Source organism: Klebsiella sp. 1SOBk5mer (assembly GCF_046603115.1).
Lineage (GTDB): Bacteria > Pseudomonadota > Gammaproteobacteria > Enterobacterales > Enterobacteriaceae > Klebsiella > Klebsiella quasipneumoniae.
On record NZ_JBKIUU010000015.1, the window covers coordinates 42,877 to 59,448 of the forward strand.

Annotated in this window: 15 protein-coding genes; 10 read left to right on the top strand and 5 right to left on the bottom strand. The window is 57.8% G+C overall.

The features are described from left to right. Positions 1–162: 162 nt before the first annotated feature. From gyrB to dnaA, 4 genes are all read right to left on the bottom strand, one after another. Positions 163–2,577 carry a DNA topoisomerase (ATP-hydrolyzing) subunit B gene (gene gyrB / locus ACLH1U_RS22995; RefSeq protein ID WP_004202281.1) on the bottom strand — a complete coding sequence of 805 codons (2,415 nt, stop codon included), beginning with the start codon at positions 2,575–2,577 and terminating at the stop codon, positions 163–165. 28 nt (positions 2,578–2,605) lie between these two features. Further along, the gene (gene recF / locus ACLH1U_RS23000; RefSeq protein WP_023291459.1) at positions 2,606–3,679 is read right to left on the bottom strand and encodes a DNA replication/repair protein RecF; all 1,074 of its coding nucleotides are present in this window, start codon (positions 3,677–3,679) and stop codon (positions 2,606–2,608) included. Between the two features lie 144 nt (positions 3,680–3,823). After that, entirely contained in the window at positions 3,824–4,924 is a 1,101-nt protein-coding gene (dnaN, locus tag ACLH1U_RS23005) for a DNA polymerase III subunit beta (protein WP_004145090.1), read from the bottom strand. Between the two features lie 4 nt (positions 4,925–4,928). Further along, the gene (gene dnaA / locus ACLH1U_RS23010) at positions 4,929–6,332 is read right to left on the bottom strand and encodes a chromosomal replication initiator protein DnaA (protein ID WP_017899658.1); all 1,404 of its coding nucleotides are present in this window, start codon (positions 6,330–6,332) and stop codon (positions 4,929–4,931) included. Between the two features lie 621 nt (positions 6,333–6,953). On the opposite strand from dnaA, the gene rpmH reads away from it, so the two are divergent. From rpmH to ACLH1U_RS23060, 10 genes are all read left to right on the top strand, one after another. After that, complete coding sequence (rpmH, locus tag ACLH1U_RS23015; protein WP_000831330.1) at positions 6,954–7,094, top strand: 50S ribosomal protein L34; 141 nt, start codon at positions 6,954–6,956, stop codon at positions 7,092–7,094. A gap of 15 nt (positions 7,095–7,109) precedes the next feature. After that, the gene (gene rnpA / locus ACLH1U_RS23020) at positions 7,110–7,469 is read left to right on the top strand and encodes a ribonuclease P protein component (RefSeq protein ID WP_004151535.1); all 360 of its coding nucleotides are present in this window, start codon (positions 7,110–7,112) and stop codon (positions 7,467–7,469) included. Beyond that, complete coding sequence (gene yidD, locus ACLH1U_RS23025; protein ID WP_004151536.1) at positions 7,433–7,690, top strand: membrane protein insertion efficiency factor YidD; 258 nt, start codon at positions 7,433–7,435, stop codon at positions 7,688–7,690. The genes rnpA and yidD overlap by 37 nt, the downstream gene beginning before the upstream one ends. Before the next feature lie 2 nt (positions 7,691–7,692). Further along, the gene (gene yidC, locus ACLH1U_RS23030) at positions 7,693–9,339 is read left to right on the top strand and encodes a membrane protein insertase YidC (RefSeq protein WP_023291460.1); all 1,647 of its coding nucleotides are present in this window, start codon (positions 7,693–7,695) and stop codon (positions 9,337–9,339) included. A 122-nt stretch (positions 9,340–9,461) separates the two neighbouring features. Continuing rightward, positions 9,462–10,826, top strand: coding sequence for a tRNA uridine-5-carboxymethylaminomethyl(34) synthesis GTPase MnmE (gene mnmE / locus ACLH1U_RS23035; protein ID WP_023291461.1), 1,365 nt, complete (start codon positions 9,462–9,464; stop codon positions 10,824–10,826). Positions 10,827–10,944: 118 nt separating this feature from the next. Beyond that, positions 10,945–11,364 carry a GNAT family N-acetyltransferase gene (locus ACLH1U_RS23040; protein ID WP_023291462.1) on the top strand — a complete coding sequence of 140 codons (420 nt, stop codon included), beginning with the start codon at positions 10,945–10,947 and terminating at the stop codon, positions 11,362–11,364. A gap of 99 nt (positions 11,365–11,463) precedes the next feature. Then, the gene (locus tag ACLH1U_RS23045; RefSeq protein ID WP_065805541.1) at positions 11,464–12,648 is read left to right on the top strand and encodes an MFS transporter; all 1,185 of its coding nucleotides are present in this window, start codon (positions 11,464–11,466) and stop codon (positions 12,646–12,648) included. Then, positions 12,617–13,576, top strand: a complete 960-nt coding sequence (gene yidZ, locus ACLH1U_RS23050) for an HTH-type transcriptional regulator YidZ (protein WP_065805539.1) — start codon at positions 12,617–12,619, stop codon at positions 13,574–13,576. Before ACLH1U_RS23045 ends, yidZ begins: the two co-directional genes overlap by 32 nt. 309 nt (positions 13,577–13,885) lie before the next feature. Continuing rightward, positions 13,886–14,461 carry a 4'-phosphopantetheinyl transferase family protein gene (locus ACLH1U_RS23055; protein ID WP_072096716.1) on the top strand — a complete coding sequence of 192 codons (576 nt, stop codon included), beginning with the start codon at positions 13,886–13,888 and terminating at the stop codon, positions 14,459–14,461. A gap of 36 nt (positions 14,462–14,497) precedes the next feature. Then, positions 14,498–15,064, top strand: a complete 567-nt coding sequence (locus tag ACLH1U_RS23060; RefSeq protein WP_023291465.1) for an NADPH-dependent FMN reductase — start codon at positions 14,498–14,500, stop codon at positions 15,062–15,064. 45 nt (positions 15,065–15,109) lie between these two features. Here the strand turns inward: ACLH1U_RS23060 and ACLH1U_RS23065 are convergent, their stop codons facing one another. Then, positions 15,110–16,447, bottom strand: coding sequence for an NCS2 family permease (locus ACLH1U_RS23065; RefSeq protein ID WP_023291466.1), 1,338 nt, complete (start codon positions 16,445–16,447; stop codon positions 15,110–15,112). Positions 16,448–16,572 lie beyond the last annotated feature (125 nt).

Here is a 16,572-nt window from a genome sequence, read left to right on the forward strand (position 1 = left end):
GCGATTCCGCTCAAAAAACAGTAAAAGTGTCGGCCAGAAAGGGGGATGGAACCGCAGCAGAGGATTCCCCTTTTACTGGCAAAGAAAAGCCCGGTCGCGCTATGCGACCGGGCTCAGACATTCCGTTACCCCGGTCAAACTCGCGCCGGGGGAACACACGGCTTAGATATCGATATTCGCCGCTTTCAGGGCGTTCTCTTCGATAAACGCGCGACGCGGTTCAACGGCATCACCCATCAGGGTAGTGAACAGCTGGTCGGCGGCAATCGCGTCCTTGACGGTCACGCGCAGCATACGGCGGCTGTCCGGATCCATGGTGGTTTCCCACAGCTGATCCGGGTTCATCTCGCCCAGACCTTTATAGCGCTGGATAGAGAGGCCGCGACGGGACTCTTTCACCAGCCAGTCCAGAGCCTGCTCAAAGCTGGCTACCGGCTGACGGCGTTCGCCGCGCTCGATGTAAGCATCTTCTTCCATCAGGCCGCGCAGTTTCTCGCCCAGGGTACAGATACGGCGATATTCCGGCCCCATAATGAACTCATTATCCAGCGGATAGTCGGTATCCACGCCGTGGGTACGAACGCGAATAACCGGTTCAAAATGCTGCAGCTCTTTGTTCTCATGGAGATCAAATTTCCACTGGCTGCCGTGCTGCTCTTTCTCATTCAGCTCGGAGACCAGTGTGTTCACCCAGCGGGTCACCTTCTGTTCGTCCGCCAGATCGGCCTCGGTCAGGGTCGGCTGATAGATAAGCTCTTTCAGCAGCGCTTTCGGGAAGCGGCGCTCCATGCGGCCAATCATTTTCTGGGTGGCGTTAAACTCAGCAACCAGTTTTTCCAGCGGTTCGCCCGCCAGCGCTGGCGCATTGGCGTTGGTATGCAGGGTGGCGCCGTCGAGGGCGATGGCAATCTGATACTGATCCATCGCTTCGTCGTCTTTAATATACTGTTCCTGCTTGCCTTTCTTCACTTTGTACAGCGGCGGCTGAGCAATATAGACATGGCCGCGCTCGACGATCTCCGGCATCTGACGATAGAAGAAGGTCAACAGCAGGGTACGAATGTGCGAGCCGTCGACGTCCGCATCGGTCATGATGATAATGCTGTGATAGCGCAGTTTGTCCGGGTTGTACTCATCGCGGCCGATGCCGCAGCCCAGAGCGGTGATCAGCGTGGCCACTTCCTGGGAAGAGAGCATCTTGTCGAAGCGGGCTTTCTCAACGTTGAGGATTTTGCCCTTCAGCGGCAGGATCGCCTGATTCTTGCGGTTACGCCCCTGCTTCGCAGAGCCGCCCGCGGAGTCCCCTTCCACCAGGTACAGTTCGGAGAGCGCCGGGTCGCGTTCCTGGCAGTCCGCCAGTTTGCCCGGCAGGCCAGCCAGATCCAGCGCGCCTTTACGGCGGGTCATCTCACGGGCACGACGCGCGGCTTCGCGCGCGCGCGCGGCGTCAATAATTTTGCCGACCACGATTTTCGCATCGGACGGATTTTCCAGCAGGTATTCGCTCAGCAGTTCGTTCATCTGCTGCTCAACCGCCGATTTCACCTCGGAGGAGACCAGCTTGTCTTTGGTCTGCGAGGAGAACTTCGGATCCGGCACTTTCACCGATACCACGGCAATCAGGCCTTCACGGGCGTCGTCGCCGGTGGCGCTGACTTTCGCTTTTTTGCTGTAGCCCTCTTTGTCCATGTAGGCGTTGAGGGTACGGGTCATCGCCGCGCGGAAGCCGGCAAGGTGAGTCCCCCCGTCACGCTGCGGAATGTTGTTGGTAAAGCAGTAAATATTTTCCTGGAAGCCGTCGTTCCACTGCAGGGCCACTTCCACGCCGATACCGTCTTTTTCAGTAGAGAAATAGAAGATATTCGGGTGGATCGGCGTTTTGTTCTTGTTGAGATACTCAACGAACGCCTTGATGCCGCCTTCGTAGTGGAAATGATCTTCTTTGCCGTCGCGCTTATCGCGCAGGCGGATAGAGACTCCGGAGTTCAGGAACGACAGTTCGCGCAGGCGTTTCGCCAGGATATCGTATTCAAACTCGGTGACGTTGGTGAAGGTTTCCAGGCTCGGCCAGAAACGCACCATGGTGCCGGTTTTGTCGGTCTCGCCGGTCACGGCCAGCGGCGCCTGCGGCACACCGTGCTCATACATCTGCTTGTGCACTTTGTTATCGCGCTGGATAACCAGCTCCAGCTTCTGCGACAAGGCGTTAACCACCGAGACGCCTACGCCGTGCAGACCGCCGGAGACTTTATAGGAGTTATCATCGAATTTACCGCCAGCGTGCAGGACGGTCATGATAACTTCCGCTGCGGAGACGCCCTCTTCCGGGTGAATGCCGGTCGGGATGCCGCGGCCGTCATCCTGGACGGAGACGGAGTTATCGCTGTGGATGGTCACCACGATATCTTTGCAGTAACCCGCGAGCGCTTCGTCGATAGCGTTATCCACAACCTCGAATACCATGTGGTGCAGACCGGTGCCGTCATCCGTGTCGCCGATATACATACCCGGGCGCTTACGCACCGCATCCAGCCCTTTCAGGACTTTGATACTGGAGGAGTCATAAGAATTCGACATCAACGTTTCTCGCTCATTTAATCTTGGGTTAATCCGTTATTTTACCTTTTTCCACGCGGAACATCTTCGAATTTTTGTCCGACATGTCCATAACGTGCTCAGCGCTGATGGCGCTGACGAAAACCTGCGACTGCGTCGCTTTCAGGCGACTGGATAACAGACCGCGGCGGGCATCATCGAGTTCCGAGGCAAAATCATCTATCAGGTACAGGCAGCGCCGCCCGCTGACGCGGGTGAGGAACTCGCCCTGCGCCAGACGCAGGGCGCACATCAGCAGCTTAAGCTGCCCGCGCGACAAGGTATCTTCCACCGGCGCCCCGTCGGCGCGAATACGGAAATCCGCTTTATGCGGGCCGTGGGCGGTATAGGTTAACATTCTGTCACGCTCGAAATTCCGCTCCAGCACTTCAGCGTAGTCGGTCTCTTTTTCCCAGCCGCGCTGGAAGGAGAAAGAGAGCGAGAATTCCGGTAAAAATTGCTGACAGGTATCCGCCATGTCTTCGACGATAGCGGCGCTGTATTCGGCACGCCAGCGGCTGATCTGCTCCGCCAGCGGGATTAATTCCAGATCCCATGGCCGCAGCTGGGCATAACGGCTGACCTGACGCAGCGCGGCGTTGCGCTGCTTGACCAGGCGCTTCAGGTTGCTCCAGGCGGTGAAGAATCCGGCTTCGTTATGAAAGCATCCCCAGTCAAGAAATGCTCTTCTGTATTTGGGGCCGCCGTTGAGTAAAGTAAACCCCTCCGGCGTAATCAGCTGCATCGGCATCAGGTGCGCCAGCTCCGCCACTTTGTGGCCGTCGGTGCCGTCGATACGCACCTTGCTGTCGCCCTGTTTGTCTTTGGTCAGGCCGATGGCGGTTTCCCGCTCTTCGCCCTGCAGACGGCCATGCAGAACAAAGGCCTCCTGCTCGTGGCGGATCACCCGGCCAATTTGCAAACTGCGAAACGCCCGGCCATGGCCAAGCGTGTAGATGGCTTCCAGCACGCTGGTTTTGCCGCTGCCGTTCGCGCCAACCAGGAAGTTAAAGCCGGGAGATAAAGCGAGATCCGCATGTTCAATATTGCGGAAATCTTTGATAAGTAAGCGCGTCAGTGACATATCTGGGTTTCTTCGGGCCAGGGCGTAATCGGCGCAGCCAGTTTCAACGCGGACTGCGCGCAGACCCTGGAGCGTACACGAAGTACGTGACAGGGACGAGCACAGCCCAGGTTGAAAATGGCAAGTAAGATAGCCCGATATTTTCTATAAGCGCATAGGCATGACAACATAGGCTGCGCTTTGTGAAGCCGCATCCTCAATCTGCACGCTCGACACCGAATCCGTCAGCAGAATGCGCACATTCTCGCACTTCAGCGCGTTCAGCACATCCAGCACGTAGCTAACGTTGAAGCCAATCTCCATTTCCGTGCCGGCGTAGGTCACGTCCAGAATCTCTTCCGCTTCTTCCTGCTCCGGGTTATTGGCGGTGATTTTCAGCTGATTTTCGCTAACGTACAGCCGCACGCCGCGGAATTTCTCATTGGAGAGAATCGCCGCGCGGGCAAAAGCCTGCTTCAGAATATCGCAGCCCGCTTCGAGGTGTTTATCCGGATTTTTCGGCAGTACGCGGCGATAATCCGGGAAACGGCCATCAACCAGCTTCGAAGTGAAGATAAAATCGCCGACATGGGCGCGGATATTATTGCTGCCGATCTGCACGCGCAGCGGCGTATCACCGCCGTCGAGCATCCGCATCAGCTCAATCACCCCTTTACGCGGCACGATCACCGAATGGTTCGGCAGCGACGCTTCCAGCGGCATCGAACAGACCGCCAGACGGTGGCCGTCGGTAGCGACGGTGCGCAGTTCGCTGCCTTCGGTTTCGAACAGCATACCGTTTAAGTAGTAACGAACATCCTGGTGCGCCATCGAGAACTGGGTCGCTTCGATCAGACGCTTCATGGTCGCCTGCGGCAGGGTAAATTCCACCTCGCTCTGCCAGTCGTCAAGATTCGGGAAGTCGGCAGCGGGCAGGGTCGACAGCGAGAAGCGGCTGCGGCCGGAACGCACCAGCATGCGATCGCCTTCCAGCTGCACCGCGATCTCCGCGCCTTCCGGCAGGCCGCGGCAGATATCAAAGAATTTACGCGCCGGAACGGTGGTGGCGCCCGCTTCGTGCGGCTGAACCAGCGCCACGCGCGCCACCATCTCCATTTCAAGATCGGTACCGGTCAGCGACAGCGCGCCGTCCGCGACCTGAAGCAGCAGGTTACCGAGAATGGGCAGCGTCGGACGACCACCTAACGGACCGCTCACCTGTTGCAGCGGTTTTAATAAATGTTCACGTTCTACGGTAAATTTCATAGCGTCACGAGGATAATGTTCTGATTAAATTGGAAAAATCTTCTTTAATGTCGTGGCTTTCTTCACGCAGCTGCTCAATCTTGCGGCAGGCGTGCAGCACGGTGGTATGGTCGCGGCCGCCAAACGCATCGCCGATTTCCGGCAGGCTGTGGTTGGTCAGCTCTTTGGCCAGCGCCATCGCCATCTGGCGAGGACGCGCCACCGAACGGGAGCGGCGTTTGGACAGCAGGTCCGCTACCTTAATCTTGTAGTACTCCGCCACCGTCTTTTGAATATTGTCGATGGTGACCAGTTTTTCCTGCAGCGCCAGCAGATCGCGCAGCGCTTCGCGCACGAAATCGATAGTGATCGCCCGGCCGGTGAAGTTGGCGTTGGCGATAACGCGGTTCAGCGCCCCCTCCAGTTCACGCACGTTTGAGCGCAGGCGCTTGGCAATAAAGAACGCCACTTCGCCCGGCAGGCGGATGTCGTTCTCATCGGCTTTTTTCATCAGGATCGCGACGCGGGTTTCCAGCTCCGGCGGCTCGATCGCCACCGTCAGCCCCCAGCCGAAGCGGGATTTCAGACGATCTTCAACGCCGTTGATCTCTTTGGGATAACGATCCGAAGTCAAAATGATCTGCTGATTACCTTCCAGCAAGGCATTGAAGGTGTGGAAAAACTCTTCCTGGGATCGCTCTTTATTAGCGAAGAACTGAATGTCATCGATCAGCAGGGCGTCAACGGATCGGTAGTAGCGCTTAAACTCTTCGATGGCGTTGTTCTGCAGCGCTTTAACCATGTCCTGAACGAAACGCTCCGAGTGCATATAGACCACTTTGGCGTTCGGTTTACGCGCCACGATACCGTTCCCCACCGCGTGCAGCAGGTGGGTTTTACCCAGACCCGTTCCGCCGTAGAGGAACAGGGGGTTATAGGCGCCGCCCGGGTTATCCGCCACCTGACGCGCCGCCGCGCGGGCCAGCTGGTTAGATTTACCTTCGACGAAGTTATCAAACGTGTGTTTCACGTTAACGTTAGAACGGTAGGTCGGCTCCGCCGGCGCCGGGACATTATCCCAGCCAGGGCGCACGATCGTCGGCGCCACGCGCGCGGTCTGCACCTGCGCCGCCGGGATAGTCGCTGCGGCCGGGCTTACCGCCCCTTTCTGCAGCGAGCTGGCGGGCTTAGCTCCCACCTCAAAACGCAGCTGCGGGGCGTCCGCACCGCAAAAATCATTGAGGAGTCCATTGATATTATTGAGGTATTTGTCCCTTACCCAGTCGAGCACAAAACGGTTTGGCGCATACAGTGCCAGCGTGTTATCGCTCAGTTCCGCCTGCAATGGGCGGATCCACATGCTGAATTCTGTGGCTGGTAACTCATCCTGCAATCGGGCAAGACACTGCTGCCAAAGCGAAAGTGACACGGCGGACTCCACTCGAACATAAAATCGATATCAAAGAAAAACTGAAACAATCGTGATTGTTGGCACACGTCGACAAGACCCTGCATTAGCCGAAAAGCCCCTGCACAAAAGGGGTGACGTGCGAACCGCTATCTGCGGTTATTTCCCGCTGCGGATCCGGGGATCGCGATCGGGACCGGGGATCATAGCCTAAACTGAGAAAGAGATCTTGTGTTTCTCAACAGATTCTTCCCGATTTATCCACAGGAAGGATCGAAACCGGGTAAGTGTAATCGATCCTGGGAAGAGTGAAGCACGATTTCCGCCGCATATTGGAAAAATTAATGAGCTATGCCGCTTTTGGGCGGAAACGATCTAACAAAGATCCTTCAGGATCCTTGCGCTTTACTGGCCAGGCCGTATAATCCCCCACCCGGCGCGTAATGCCCGTTTTCGTCACGCGTCTCAGCTTATTTTTTGTGCGACGAGGTGCGAGAAATAAGGAAAGAGAATTGACTCCGGAGTGTACAATTATTACAATCCGGCCTCTTTAATCACCCACGCTGAGGCGTAAGTCGTTCGAAGTTCGTTCGGGTCTACGCAAAAGTCAGTGAATTTATTCAAGTTTAGGTAGAAATCGCCATGAAACGCACTTTTCAACCGTCTGTACTGAAGCGCAACCGTTCTCACGGCTTCCGTGCTCGTATGGCTACTAAAAATGGTCGTCAGGTTCTGGCACGTCGTCGTGCTAAAGGCCGCGCTCGTCTGACCGTTTCCAAGTAATAAAGCTAACCCTGCGTGGTTAAGCTCGCATTTCCCAGGGAGTTACGCTTGTTAACTCCCAGTCATTTCACTTTCGTCTTCCAGCAGCCACAACGGGCTGGCACGCCGCAAATCACCATCCTCGGCCGCCTGAATTCGCTGGGGCATCCCCGCATCGGTCTCACCGTCGCCAAGAAAAACGTGAAACGCGCACATGAACGCAATCGGATTAAACGTCTGACGCGTGAAAGTTTTCGTTTGCGTCAACATGAACTCCCGCCAATGGATTTCGTGGTGGTGGCGAAAAGAGGGGTTGCCGACCTCGATAACCGTGCTCTCTCGGAAGCGTTGGAAAAATTATGGCGCCGCCATTGTCGCCTGGCTCGCGGGTCCTGATCGGCCTGATTCGAGTTTATCAGCGCCTGATTAGTCCGCTACTCGGGCCGCATTGCCGTTTCACCCCAACCTGTTCTCAATACGGAATTGAGGCCTTACGCAGGTTTGGAGTGATAAAAGGCAGTTGGTTGACGATGAAACGCGTATTAAAATGCCACCCTTTACACCCTGGTGGTGACGATCCCGTCCCGCCTGGACCATTTGATACCAGAGAACACTAACGATGGATTCGCAACGCAATCTTCTTATCATCGCTTTGTTGTTCGTGTCTTTCATGATCTGGCAAGCCTGGGAGCAGGACAAAAATCCGCAACCCCAGCAGCAGACCACGCAGACTACGACCACAGCAGCGGGTAGCGCCGCCGACCAGGGCGTACCGGCCAGTGGCCAGGGGAAACTGATTACGGTTAAAACTGATGTGCTTGATCTGACCATCAACACCCGCGGTGGTGATGTTGAGCAAGCGCTGCTTCCGGCTTACCCGAAAGCGCTGAAATCGACTGAACCGTTCCAGTTACTGGAAACTACGCCACAGTTTATCTACCAGGCGCAGAGCGGCTTAACCGGTCGTGACGGCCCGGATAACCCGGCTAACGGCCCGCGTCCGCTGTATAACGCTGATAAAGATGCGTATGTACTGGCTGATGGCCAGAACGAAATCGTTATTCCGCTGACCTATACCGACAAAGCCGGCAACGTCTTCACCAAGACCTTCACCCTGAAACGCGGTGATTATGCGGTGAACGTGGGTTATAGCGTGCAGAACGCCAGCGAGAAACCGCTGGAAGTCTCGACCTTCGGTCAGCTGAAGCAGACCGCCGCGCTGCCGTCCAGTCGCGATACGCAGACCGGTGGCCTGTCCACGATGCATACTTTCCGTGGCGCAGCGTTCTCCACCGCGGATTCGAAATACGAAAAATACAAATTCGATACCATCCTGGACAATGAAAACCTGAACGTCAGCACCAAAAACGGTTGGGTTGCCATGCTGCAGCAGTACTTCACCACCGCGTGGGTGCCGCAGAATAACGGGACGAATAACTTCTACACCGCCAACCTCGGCAACGGCATTGTCGCTATCGGCTATAAATCTCAGCCGGTACTGGTGCAGCCTGGTCAAACCGACAAACTGCAGAGCACGCTGTGGGTCGGCCCGGCGATTCAGGACAAAATGGCTGCCGTCGCGCCGCACCTGGATCTGACCGTCGACTACGGCTGGCTGTGGTTCATCTCCCAACCGCTGTTCAAGCTGCTGAAATTCATTCACGGCTTCCTCGGCAACTGGGGCTTCTCGATTATCGTCATCACCTTTATCGTTCGTGGCATCATGTACCCGCTGACCAAAGCGCAGTACACCTCCATGGCGAAGATGCGTATGCTGCAGCCGAAAATTCAGGCCATGCGCGAGCGTCTGGGCGACGATAAACAACGTCAAAGCCAGGAGATGATGGCGCTGTATAAAGCGGAAAAAGTGAACCCGCTGGGCGGCTGCTTCCCGCTGATTATCCAGATGCCGATCTTCCTTGCGCTGTACTACATGCTGAGCGCCTCGGTAGAACTGCGTCATGCGCCGTTTATCCTGTGGATCCACGATCTGTCTGCGCAAGACCCGTACTACATCCTGCCGATCATCATGGGCGCGACGATGTTCTTCATCCAGAAGATGTCGCCGACCACCGTGACCGACCCGATGCAGCAGAAGATCATGACCTTTATGCCGGTCATCTTCACGGTGTTCTTCCTGTGGTTCCCGTCTGGCCTGGTGGTGTACTACATCGTCAGCAACCTGGTGACCATTATCCAGCAGCAGCTGATTTACCGTGGTCTGGAGAAGCGTGGCCTGCATAGCCGCGAGAAGAAGAAATCCTGATACTCTTCATTCTTCAAGCCAACGCATCTGCGACCTGGATAATTTAGAGTAGTTACGGTAACGTTAATGCCAGAGAAGGCGGTCAATGGACCGCCTTTTTTACATCTACATAGAGAGTCACCATGAGCCATAACGACACTATCGTCGCCCAGGCAACCCCACCGGGACGCGGGGGTGTGGGCATCCTGCGTATCTCCGGCCTCAAAGCGCGCGACGTCGCGCAGGCGGTACTCGGCAAGCTGCCGAAGCCGCGCTATGCCGACTACCTGCCGTTCAACGACGTTGACGGTACGCCGCTGGATCAGGGGATTGCGCTGTGGTTCCCCGGGCCGAACTCCTTTACCGGGGAAGATGTGCTTGAGCTGCAGGGCCACGGCGGCCCGGTCATTCTTGACCTGCTGCTCAAACGTATTCTGACCCTGCCGGGCCTGCGCATCGCCAGACCGGGCGAATTCTCCGAGCGCGCGTTCCTTAACGACAAGCTCGACCTGGCGCAGGCAGAGGCCATCGCCGATCTTATCGACGCCAGCTCAGAACAGGCGGCGCGCTCGGCGCTGAACTCGCTGCAGGGGGCGTTCTCCGCGCGGGTGAACCACCTTGTGGAAGCGCTCACTCACCTGCGCATCTACGTGGAAGCGGCGATTGATTTTCCGGATGAAGAAATTGATTTCCTCTCCGACGGCAAAATTGAAGCCCAGCTGAACGAGGTGATGGTCGACCTCGACGCCGTCCGCGCCGAAGCCCGTCAGGGCAGTCTGCTGCGCGAAGGGATGAAAGTGGTGATCGCCGGGCGGCCAAATGCCGGTAAATCAAGCCTGCTGAACGCCCTGGCGGGCCGCGAAGCGGCGATCGTCACCGACATTGCGGGCACCACCCGCGATGTGCTGCGCGAGCATATCCATATCGACGGCATGCCCCTGCATATCATTGATACCGCGGGCCTGCGCGACGCCAATGACGAAGTGGAGCGTATCGGCATCGAGCGCGCCTGGCAGGAGATTGCGCAGGCTGACCGGGTGCTGTTTATGGTCGATGGCACCACCACCAGCGCCGTTGACCCGGCGGAGATCTGGCCAGATTTTATCGAGCGCCTGCCCGCTAAACTGCCGATTACCGTGGTGCGCAATAAAGCCGATGTTACCGGCGAAGCGCTGGGTATCAGCGAAGTAAATGGCCACTCACTGATCCGCCTGTCGGCACGCACCGGCGAAGGCGTCGAGGTGCTGCGTAATCACCTCAAGCAGAGCATGGGCTTCGATACCAATATGGAAGGCGGCTTCCTCGCCCGCCGTCGCCATCTGCAGGCGCTGGAAGAGGCGGCGAACCATCTGCAGCAGGGCAAAGCCCAGCTGCTGGGCGCCTGGGCCGGCGAGCTGCTGGCGGAAGAGCTGCGTCTCGCGCAGCAGGCGCTGAGCGAGATCACCGGGGAGTTCACCTCCGACGACCTGCTGGGCCGCATCTTCTCCAGCTTCTGTATCGGCAAATAACGTTTAGTCCGTAAACGTTCACTCACCCGCATTAGCGCCGCGTTAATGCGGGTTTTTTCTTGCCCTTTGCGGCGCAACGTTCTCTACTTTTATCTCCCCCTAACCACGAGACTAAAGCATGACCGTTGAATATACCGTGATCGAGAAGGTGCCCTCCGCCGAAGCGTTTTGCCACCTGCGGGTGGTAGCGGGCATGTCGCCGCGCCCCGTAGAAGGCGCCAGAGCCGGGCTGCCGCAAAGCTGTTATGGCGTACATATCCTCTGGCAGGAGACGCCGATCGCCATGGGGCGCATCGTCGGCGACGGCGCGATTAATTTCGACATTGTCGACGTCGCCGTCGATCCGGCTCACCAGGGGAAGGGCCTTGGCCGGCTGGTGATGGAGAAACTGGTCGCCTGGCTGGATGCGAACGCCTTTGACGGCGCCTACGTTACGCTGGTGGCGGATGTTCCGGAGCTGTACGCGAAGTTTGGCTTCGAAAGCGTTCGGCCGGAAAGCGAAGGGATGGCCCGCGTCTGGCGACGCCGGGGCCGCTAGTTCGCGTTTCCTGCCAGGAAAATAGCGTTGTCCAAATGGCAACTCGTCTTGCGGAGCGTATCTCACTATGCTGAACGCCATTCACATCGCGAGGATCTCATGACACGCTTTCTTCTCTGCAGCTTTGCCCTGGTTCTGCTCTATCCCTCCGGCATCGATATGTATCTCGTCGGCCTGCCGCGTATTGCTCAGGATCTGGGAGCCAGCGAGGCGCAATTACATATCGCCTTCTCGGTCTATCTGGCCGGAATGGCCTCCGCGATGCTGTTTGCTGGCCGTATCGCCGACCGCTCGGGGCGCAAGCCTGTCGCCATTGTGGGCGCGGCGATCTTTGTTATCGCCTCCCTGCTCTGCGCGCAGGCGCACACCAGCAGCCACTTCCTTACCGGACGCTTTATCCAGGGGATCGGCGCCGGCTGCTGCTACGTGGTGGCTTTCGCTATTCTGCGCGATACGCTGGACGACCGTCGGCGGGCCAAAGTGCTGTCGTTGCTCAACGGCATTACCTGCATCATCCCCGTTCTGGCGCCGGTGCTCGGCCACCTGATCATGCTGAAATTCCCGTGGCAGAGTCTGTTCTACACCATGATCGGCATGGGGGTAACGGTGGGTTTACTGGCGGTATTTATCCTGCGCGAGACGCGTCCGACGGAGCCTCCGCAGACGGCTATGCCGCAGCATGGCGCGGATGAATCGCTGTTGAATCGCTTTTTCCTCAGCCGCATTCTCATCACCACCCTCAGCGTAACGGCGATCCTCACCTACGTGAACGTCTCGCCGGTACTGATGATGGAGGAGATGGGGTTCGATCGCGGCACCTATTCCATGACGATGGCGCTGATGGCGATGGTTAGCATGGCGGTCTCCTTCTCGACGCCGTTCGCCCTGTCGCTGTTTAAACCGCGCACCCTGATGATAACCTCGCAGCTGCTGTTCCTGGCGGCAGGCGTGGCGCTGAGCCTCGCCACCCACCAGGCCGTCACCCTGGTCGGGCTGGGCATGATTTGCGCCGGCTTCTCCGTCGGCTTCGGCGTCGCGATGAGCCAGGCCCTGGGGCCATTCACGCTGCGCGCCGGTGTCGCCAGCTCGGCCCTCGGCATCGCGCAGGTGTGCGGTTCGTCGCTGTGGATATGGCTCGCCGCTATCATCGGACTCAGCGCAATGAATATGCTGATCGGGATACTCATTGCCTGTAGCATAGTGAGTCTTGTTCTGCTACTGGTCGCTACCCCGCCGCGGGTTGCGCAACACGATGAAGAAGCCGCTTTCGAGTCTCGATCTTAATTTACTCCTCTGCCTGCAGCTCCTGACCCAGGAGCTCAGCGTTACCCGTACGGCGAAGCGGATGAACGTTTCGCCCTCGGCGGTGAGCAAGTCGCTGGCCAAACTGCGCGCCTGGTTTGACGATCCGCTGTTTGTCAAAACGCCGCTGGGCCTGGCGCCCACGCCGCTGGTCAGCAGCATGGAGCAGGATCTGGCGGACTGGATGCAGATGGGCAACCAGATCCTCGATAAACCGCACCACACCATGCCGAGCGGCCTCAAGTTCGAGCTGGCGGCGGAAACGCCGCTGCTGATGATCCTGTTTAACACCCTCTCCCAGCGCATCTATCAGCGCTATCCGCAGGCATTGATTCGTTTGCGCAACTGGGACTACGACTCCCTGGACGCCATCATTCGCGGCGAGGTGGATATCGGCTTCTGCGGGCGCGAAAGCCATCCGCAGTCGCGAGAGCTGCTAAGCCTGCTGCCGTGGTATATCGATTTTGATGTGCTGTTCACCGACCTGCCGCAGGTCTGGCTGCGCGCCGATCATCCGGCGCTCAGGGAGGAGTGGGATCTGGCGGCATTCTTACGCTATCCGCATATCACCATCTGCTGGGAACAACGCGATACCTGGGCGCTGGACGACGTGCTGCAGGAGCTGGGGCATAAACGTAACGTGGCGCTGACCGTGCCGGGGTTTGAGCAATCCCTCTTTATGGCGGCCCAGCCGCAGCACACCATGCTGGCCACCGCGCCGCGCTACTGCCAGCACTATAATCAGCAGCACCAGCTACCGCTGGTCTCCCGACCGCTGCCGCTGGAGCCGCAGCATCTGGAAAAGCTTCGCGTCCCCTTCACCTTGCTATGGCATAAACGCAACAGCTACAACCCGAAGCTTGTCTGGCTTAGAGATACGCTGAAAGCGCTCTTTTCCGGTACGCTGTAAGTCTTGTTTCGTGCCCATAGCACCTTATTTGCGCAAGAATTTGTAAAATTCAAACAAATTCCCTTTTCAAGGGGGGATTTCGGCATTAAAACCTGTTAATACCAGGCGATAATAGCGCCCGCCGTTTTATTCAGACCATTACTCACGGAGCGACGTATGGCAACGCATTTTGCACGAGGGATACTCAGTACCGGGGAGCCGCTATCGACACGTTTGTCAGCGGCCTGTCATCAATCCGCACGTCGGCTCCCTGAATACCGGCAAGCCCGCTTTCGCGCTTCGCGGTCGCTGCTCGCCGAACTGCTGTTTATGCTTTACGGCATCAGCGAGCTGCCTGAAATCGTTAACGAAGCCAATGGCAGACCGGTTTTTAGCGATCGTCACCTTCCCCGCTTCTCTATCTCTTATACTGGCAATATCGTTGGCGTGGCGCTGACCACCGAGGGGGATTGCGGCCTCGACATGGAGCTGCAGCGCGCCGTTCGCAGCCACGACGCCGACCGGCAAAATTTCAGTAACAATGAGAATCTGTGGATTAACATTCAGCATGACCCGGACGAAGCGCGCAGCCAGCTGGTGGCGCTGCGCCGCAGCGTGCTGAAGCTGACCGGTGAGACATCAACGCAGCTGCAGCTGCTGCCTGGCTCCGGCCGCCTGCGTACCGCCGGCAGCCTGCCGATCGAAGCCGTCTGTGACGCCGAATCGCTGCTGGTGTGGTCGATTGCCGCTACCCCGAATATCGGCCCGCTGAAGGTCTGGGAGTATGATGCTAAGGGAGGCGACTGGCACAGCCTGGCGGACGCTCAGCGCCGCGCACGCGAACCCTCAGCCCGCCTGATGCGCTTTACCAGTCTGCCCACGGAAAAAACCTTATCCCTCAATTGACCGGTCTTGCCGGCATCATGATCCAAAGGAGCAATCATGTCAGATACCTTGAAAGTGGTTACGCTACTCGGCAGCCTGCGTAAAGGGTCGTTTAATGGAATGGTCGCGCGTACCCTGCCCGGCATCGCGCCGGCGGGTATGCACATCTCCGCGCTGCCGTCGATCGGCGATATTCCGCTGTACGATGCTGATATTCAGGAGGAAGAGGGATTCCCGCAGAGCGTGCAGGAGATTGCGCAGCAGATCCGCGAGGCGGATGGCGTGGTGATTGTCACCCCCGAGTATAACTATTCCGTGCCTGGCGGCCTGAAAAACGCCATCGACTGGCTTTCACGCCTGCCCGAGCAGCCGCTGTCCGGCAAGCCGGTGCTGATTCAAACCAGCTCTATGGGTGCCATCGGCGGCGCGCGCTGCCAGTATCATCTGCGGCAGATTCTGGTGTTCCTCGATGCGATGGTGATGAATAAACCGGAATTTATGGGTGGCGTGATCCAGAACAAAGTGGATCCGCAGTCGGGTGAAGTGGTCGATCAGAGCACCCTCGACCATCTGCGCGGCCAGCTGACTGCCTTTGGCGACTATATTCAGCGGGTTAAAGCATAAAAAAAGCCCGGCAGCGATGCCGGGCTTTTTCATCATACGTGCGGATTAATGTGCATCGATAAAGACAATCTTCAGCACAAACAGCAGCGAGACGATAATGACGCAAGGGCTGAGGTCGCGCAGACGGCCGGTGCCAATTTTCATCACGCAGTAGGAGATAAAGCCCAGGGCAATGCCTTCGGTGATCGAGAAGCTAAACGGCATCATCACCGCGGTGATAAACGCCGGTACCGCTTCCGTCAGGTCATCCCACTTCACGCGCGCCAGGCTTGAGGTCATCAGCACACCGACGTAAATCAGCGCGCCGGCTGCCGCATAGGCCGGAACCATCCCCGCCAGCGGAGAGAGGAAGATAACCAGCAGGAACAGGATACCGACGACCACGGCGGTCAGGCCTGTGCGCCCGCCCACGGAAACGCCGGAGGAGGATTCGATATACGCTGTTACCGACGAGGTGCCGATGAAGGAGCCTGCCACCGACGAGACGCTATCGACAAACAGCGCCTGCTTCATGCGCGGGAATTTACCGTTGGCGTCCGCCAGACCCGCTTTATCCGTCACGCCGATCAGCGTCCCGGAGGAGTCAAACAGGTTGACCAGCATAAAGGAGAAGATCACCCCGGCCAGGCCCAGATTCAGGGAGCCCGCCAGATCGACATGACCGATCACCGAAGTCACGCTCGGCGGCGCCGAGACGATTCCGGTGTAGTGTACATCACCCAGCATCCAGCCCAGCAGGGTGGTCACCACGATAGAGACCAGAACCGCGGCATGAATATTGCGCGACGCCAGAATCGCGATGATAAAGAAGCCCAGCACGCCCAGCAGCACGCTGTGGGAGGTCAGATGACCAATGCTGACCAGCGTTTCCGGGTTTGCGACGATAACCCCGGCGTTCTTCAGGCCCATCATACCGATAAACAGACCGATACCGCTGGTGATGCCCACGCGCAGGCTCAGCGGAATATTGGCGATCATCCAGTAGCGTACGCGGAAGATCGTCAGCAGCAGCAGGCCGACGGCGCCCCAGAAAATCGCGCCCATCCCGACCTGCCACGGCAGGCCCATCGCCTGCACCACCACAAAGGCGAAAAAGGCGTTCAGGCCCATCGCCGGCGCCAGGGCGACCGGCAGGTTCGCGAACAGCCCCATCAGGATACTGCCGAAAGCGGCAATCAGACAGGTGGTCACAAACACGGCGCTGGTATCCATGCCCGCTACGCCAAGAATTTGTGGGTTAACAAAAACGATATACACCATCGTCAGGAACGTGGTGAAACCGGCGATGGCTTCCGTGCGCACCGTGGTGCCGTGCTCGCGCAGTTTAAATACGCGCTCCAGCAGACCCTGGCCAGAAGACTGGCTGGTTTGTTGTTGACTCATTATCGGTTTCCGAACGTAAGGAGGGAAAATTCGACGCTATCCTATACCAAATTACAGCACCAGGCGCGGTTGTATGGTAATTTTTTTCATTTATTTTGCTTATACGGCAACGATTGCGTCGCGGC

Bases quoted from the DNA above. Each gene is read 5' to 3' on its own strand.
- gyrB (WP_004202281.1), bottom strand. From the start codon at position 2,577: ATGTCGAATTCTTATGACTCCTCCAGTATCAAAGTCCTGAAAGGGCTG.
- recF (WP_023291459.1), bottom strand. From the start codon at position 3,679: ATGTCACTGACGCGCTTACTTATCAAAGATTTCCGCAATATTGAACAT.
- dnaN (WP_004145090.1), bottom strand. From the start codon at position 4,924: ATGAAATTTACCGTAGAACGTGAACATTTATTAAAACCGCTGCAACAG.
- rpmH (WP_000831330.1), top strand. From the start codon at position 6,954: ATGAAACGCACTTTTCAACCGTCTGTACTGAAGCGCAACCGTTCTCAC.
- yidD (WP_004151536.1), top strand. From the start codon at position 7,433: ATGGCGCCGCCATTGTCGCCTGGCTCGCGGGTCCTGATCGGCCTGATT.
- yidC (WP_023291460.1), top strand. From the start codon at position 7,693: ATGGATTCGCAACGCAATCTTCTTATCATCGCTTTGTTGTTCGTGTCT.
- mnmE (WP_023291461.1), top strand. From the start codon at position 9,462: ATGAGCCATAACGACACTATCGTCGCCCAGGCAACCCCACCGGGACGC.
- ACLH1U_RS23040 (WP_023291462.1), top strand. From the start codon at position 10,945: ATGACCGTTGAATATACCGTGATCGAGAAGGTGCCCTCCGCCGAAGCG.
- ACLH1U_RS23045 (WP_065805541.1), top strand. From the start codon at position 11,464: ATGACACGCTTTCTTCTCTGCAGCTTTGCCCTGGTTCTGCTCTATCCC.
- yidZ (WP_065805539.1), top strand. From the start codon at position 12,617: ATGAAGAAGCCGCTTTCGAGTCTCGATCTTAATTTACTCCTCTGCCTG.
- ACLH1U_RS23055 (WP_072096716.1), top strand. From the start codon at position 13,886: ATGCTTTACGGCATCAGCGAGCTGCCTGAAATCGTTAACGAAGCCAAT.
- ACLH1U_RS23060 (WP_023291465.1), top strand. From the start codon at position 14,498: ATGTCAGATACCTTGAAAGTGGTTACGCTACTCGGCAGCCTGCGTAAA.
- ACLH1U_RS23065 (WP_023291466.1), bottom strand. From the start codon at position 16,447: ATGAGTCAACAACAAACCAGCCAGTCTTCTGGCCAGGGTCTGCTGGAG.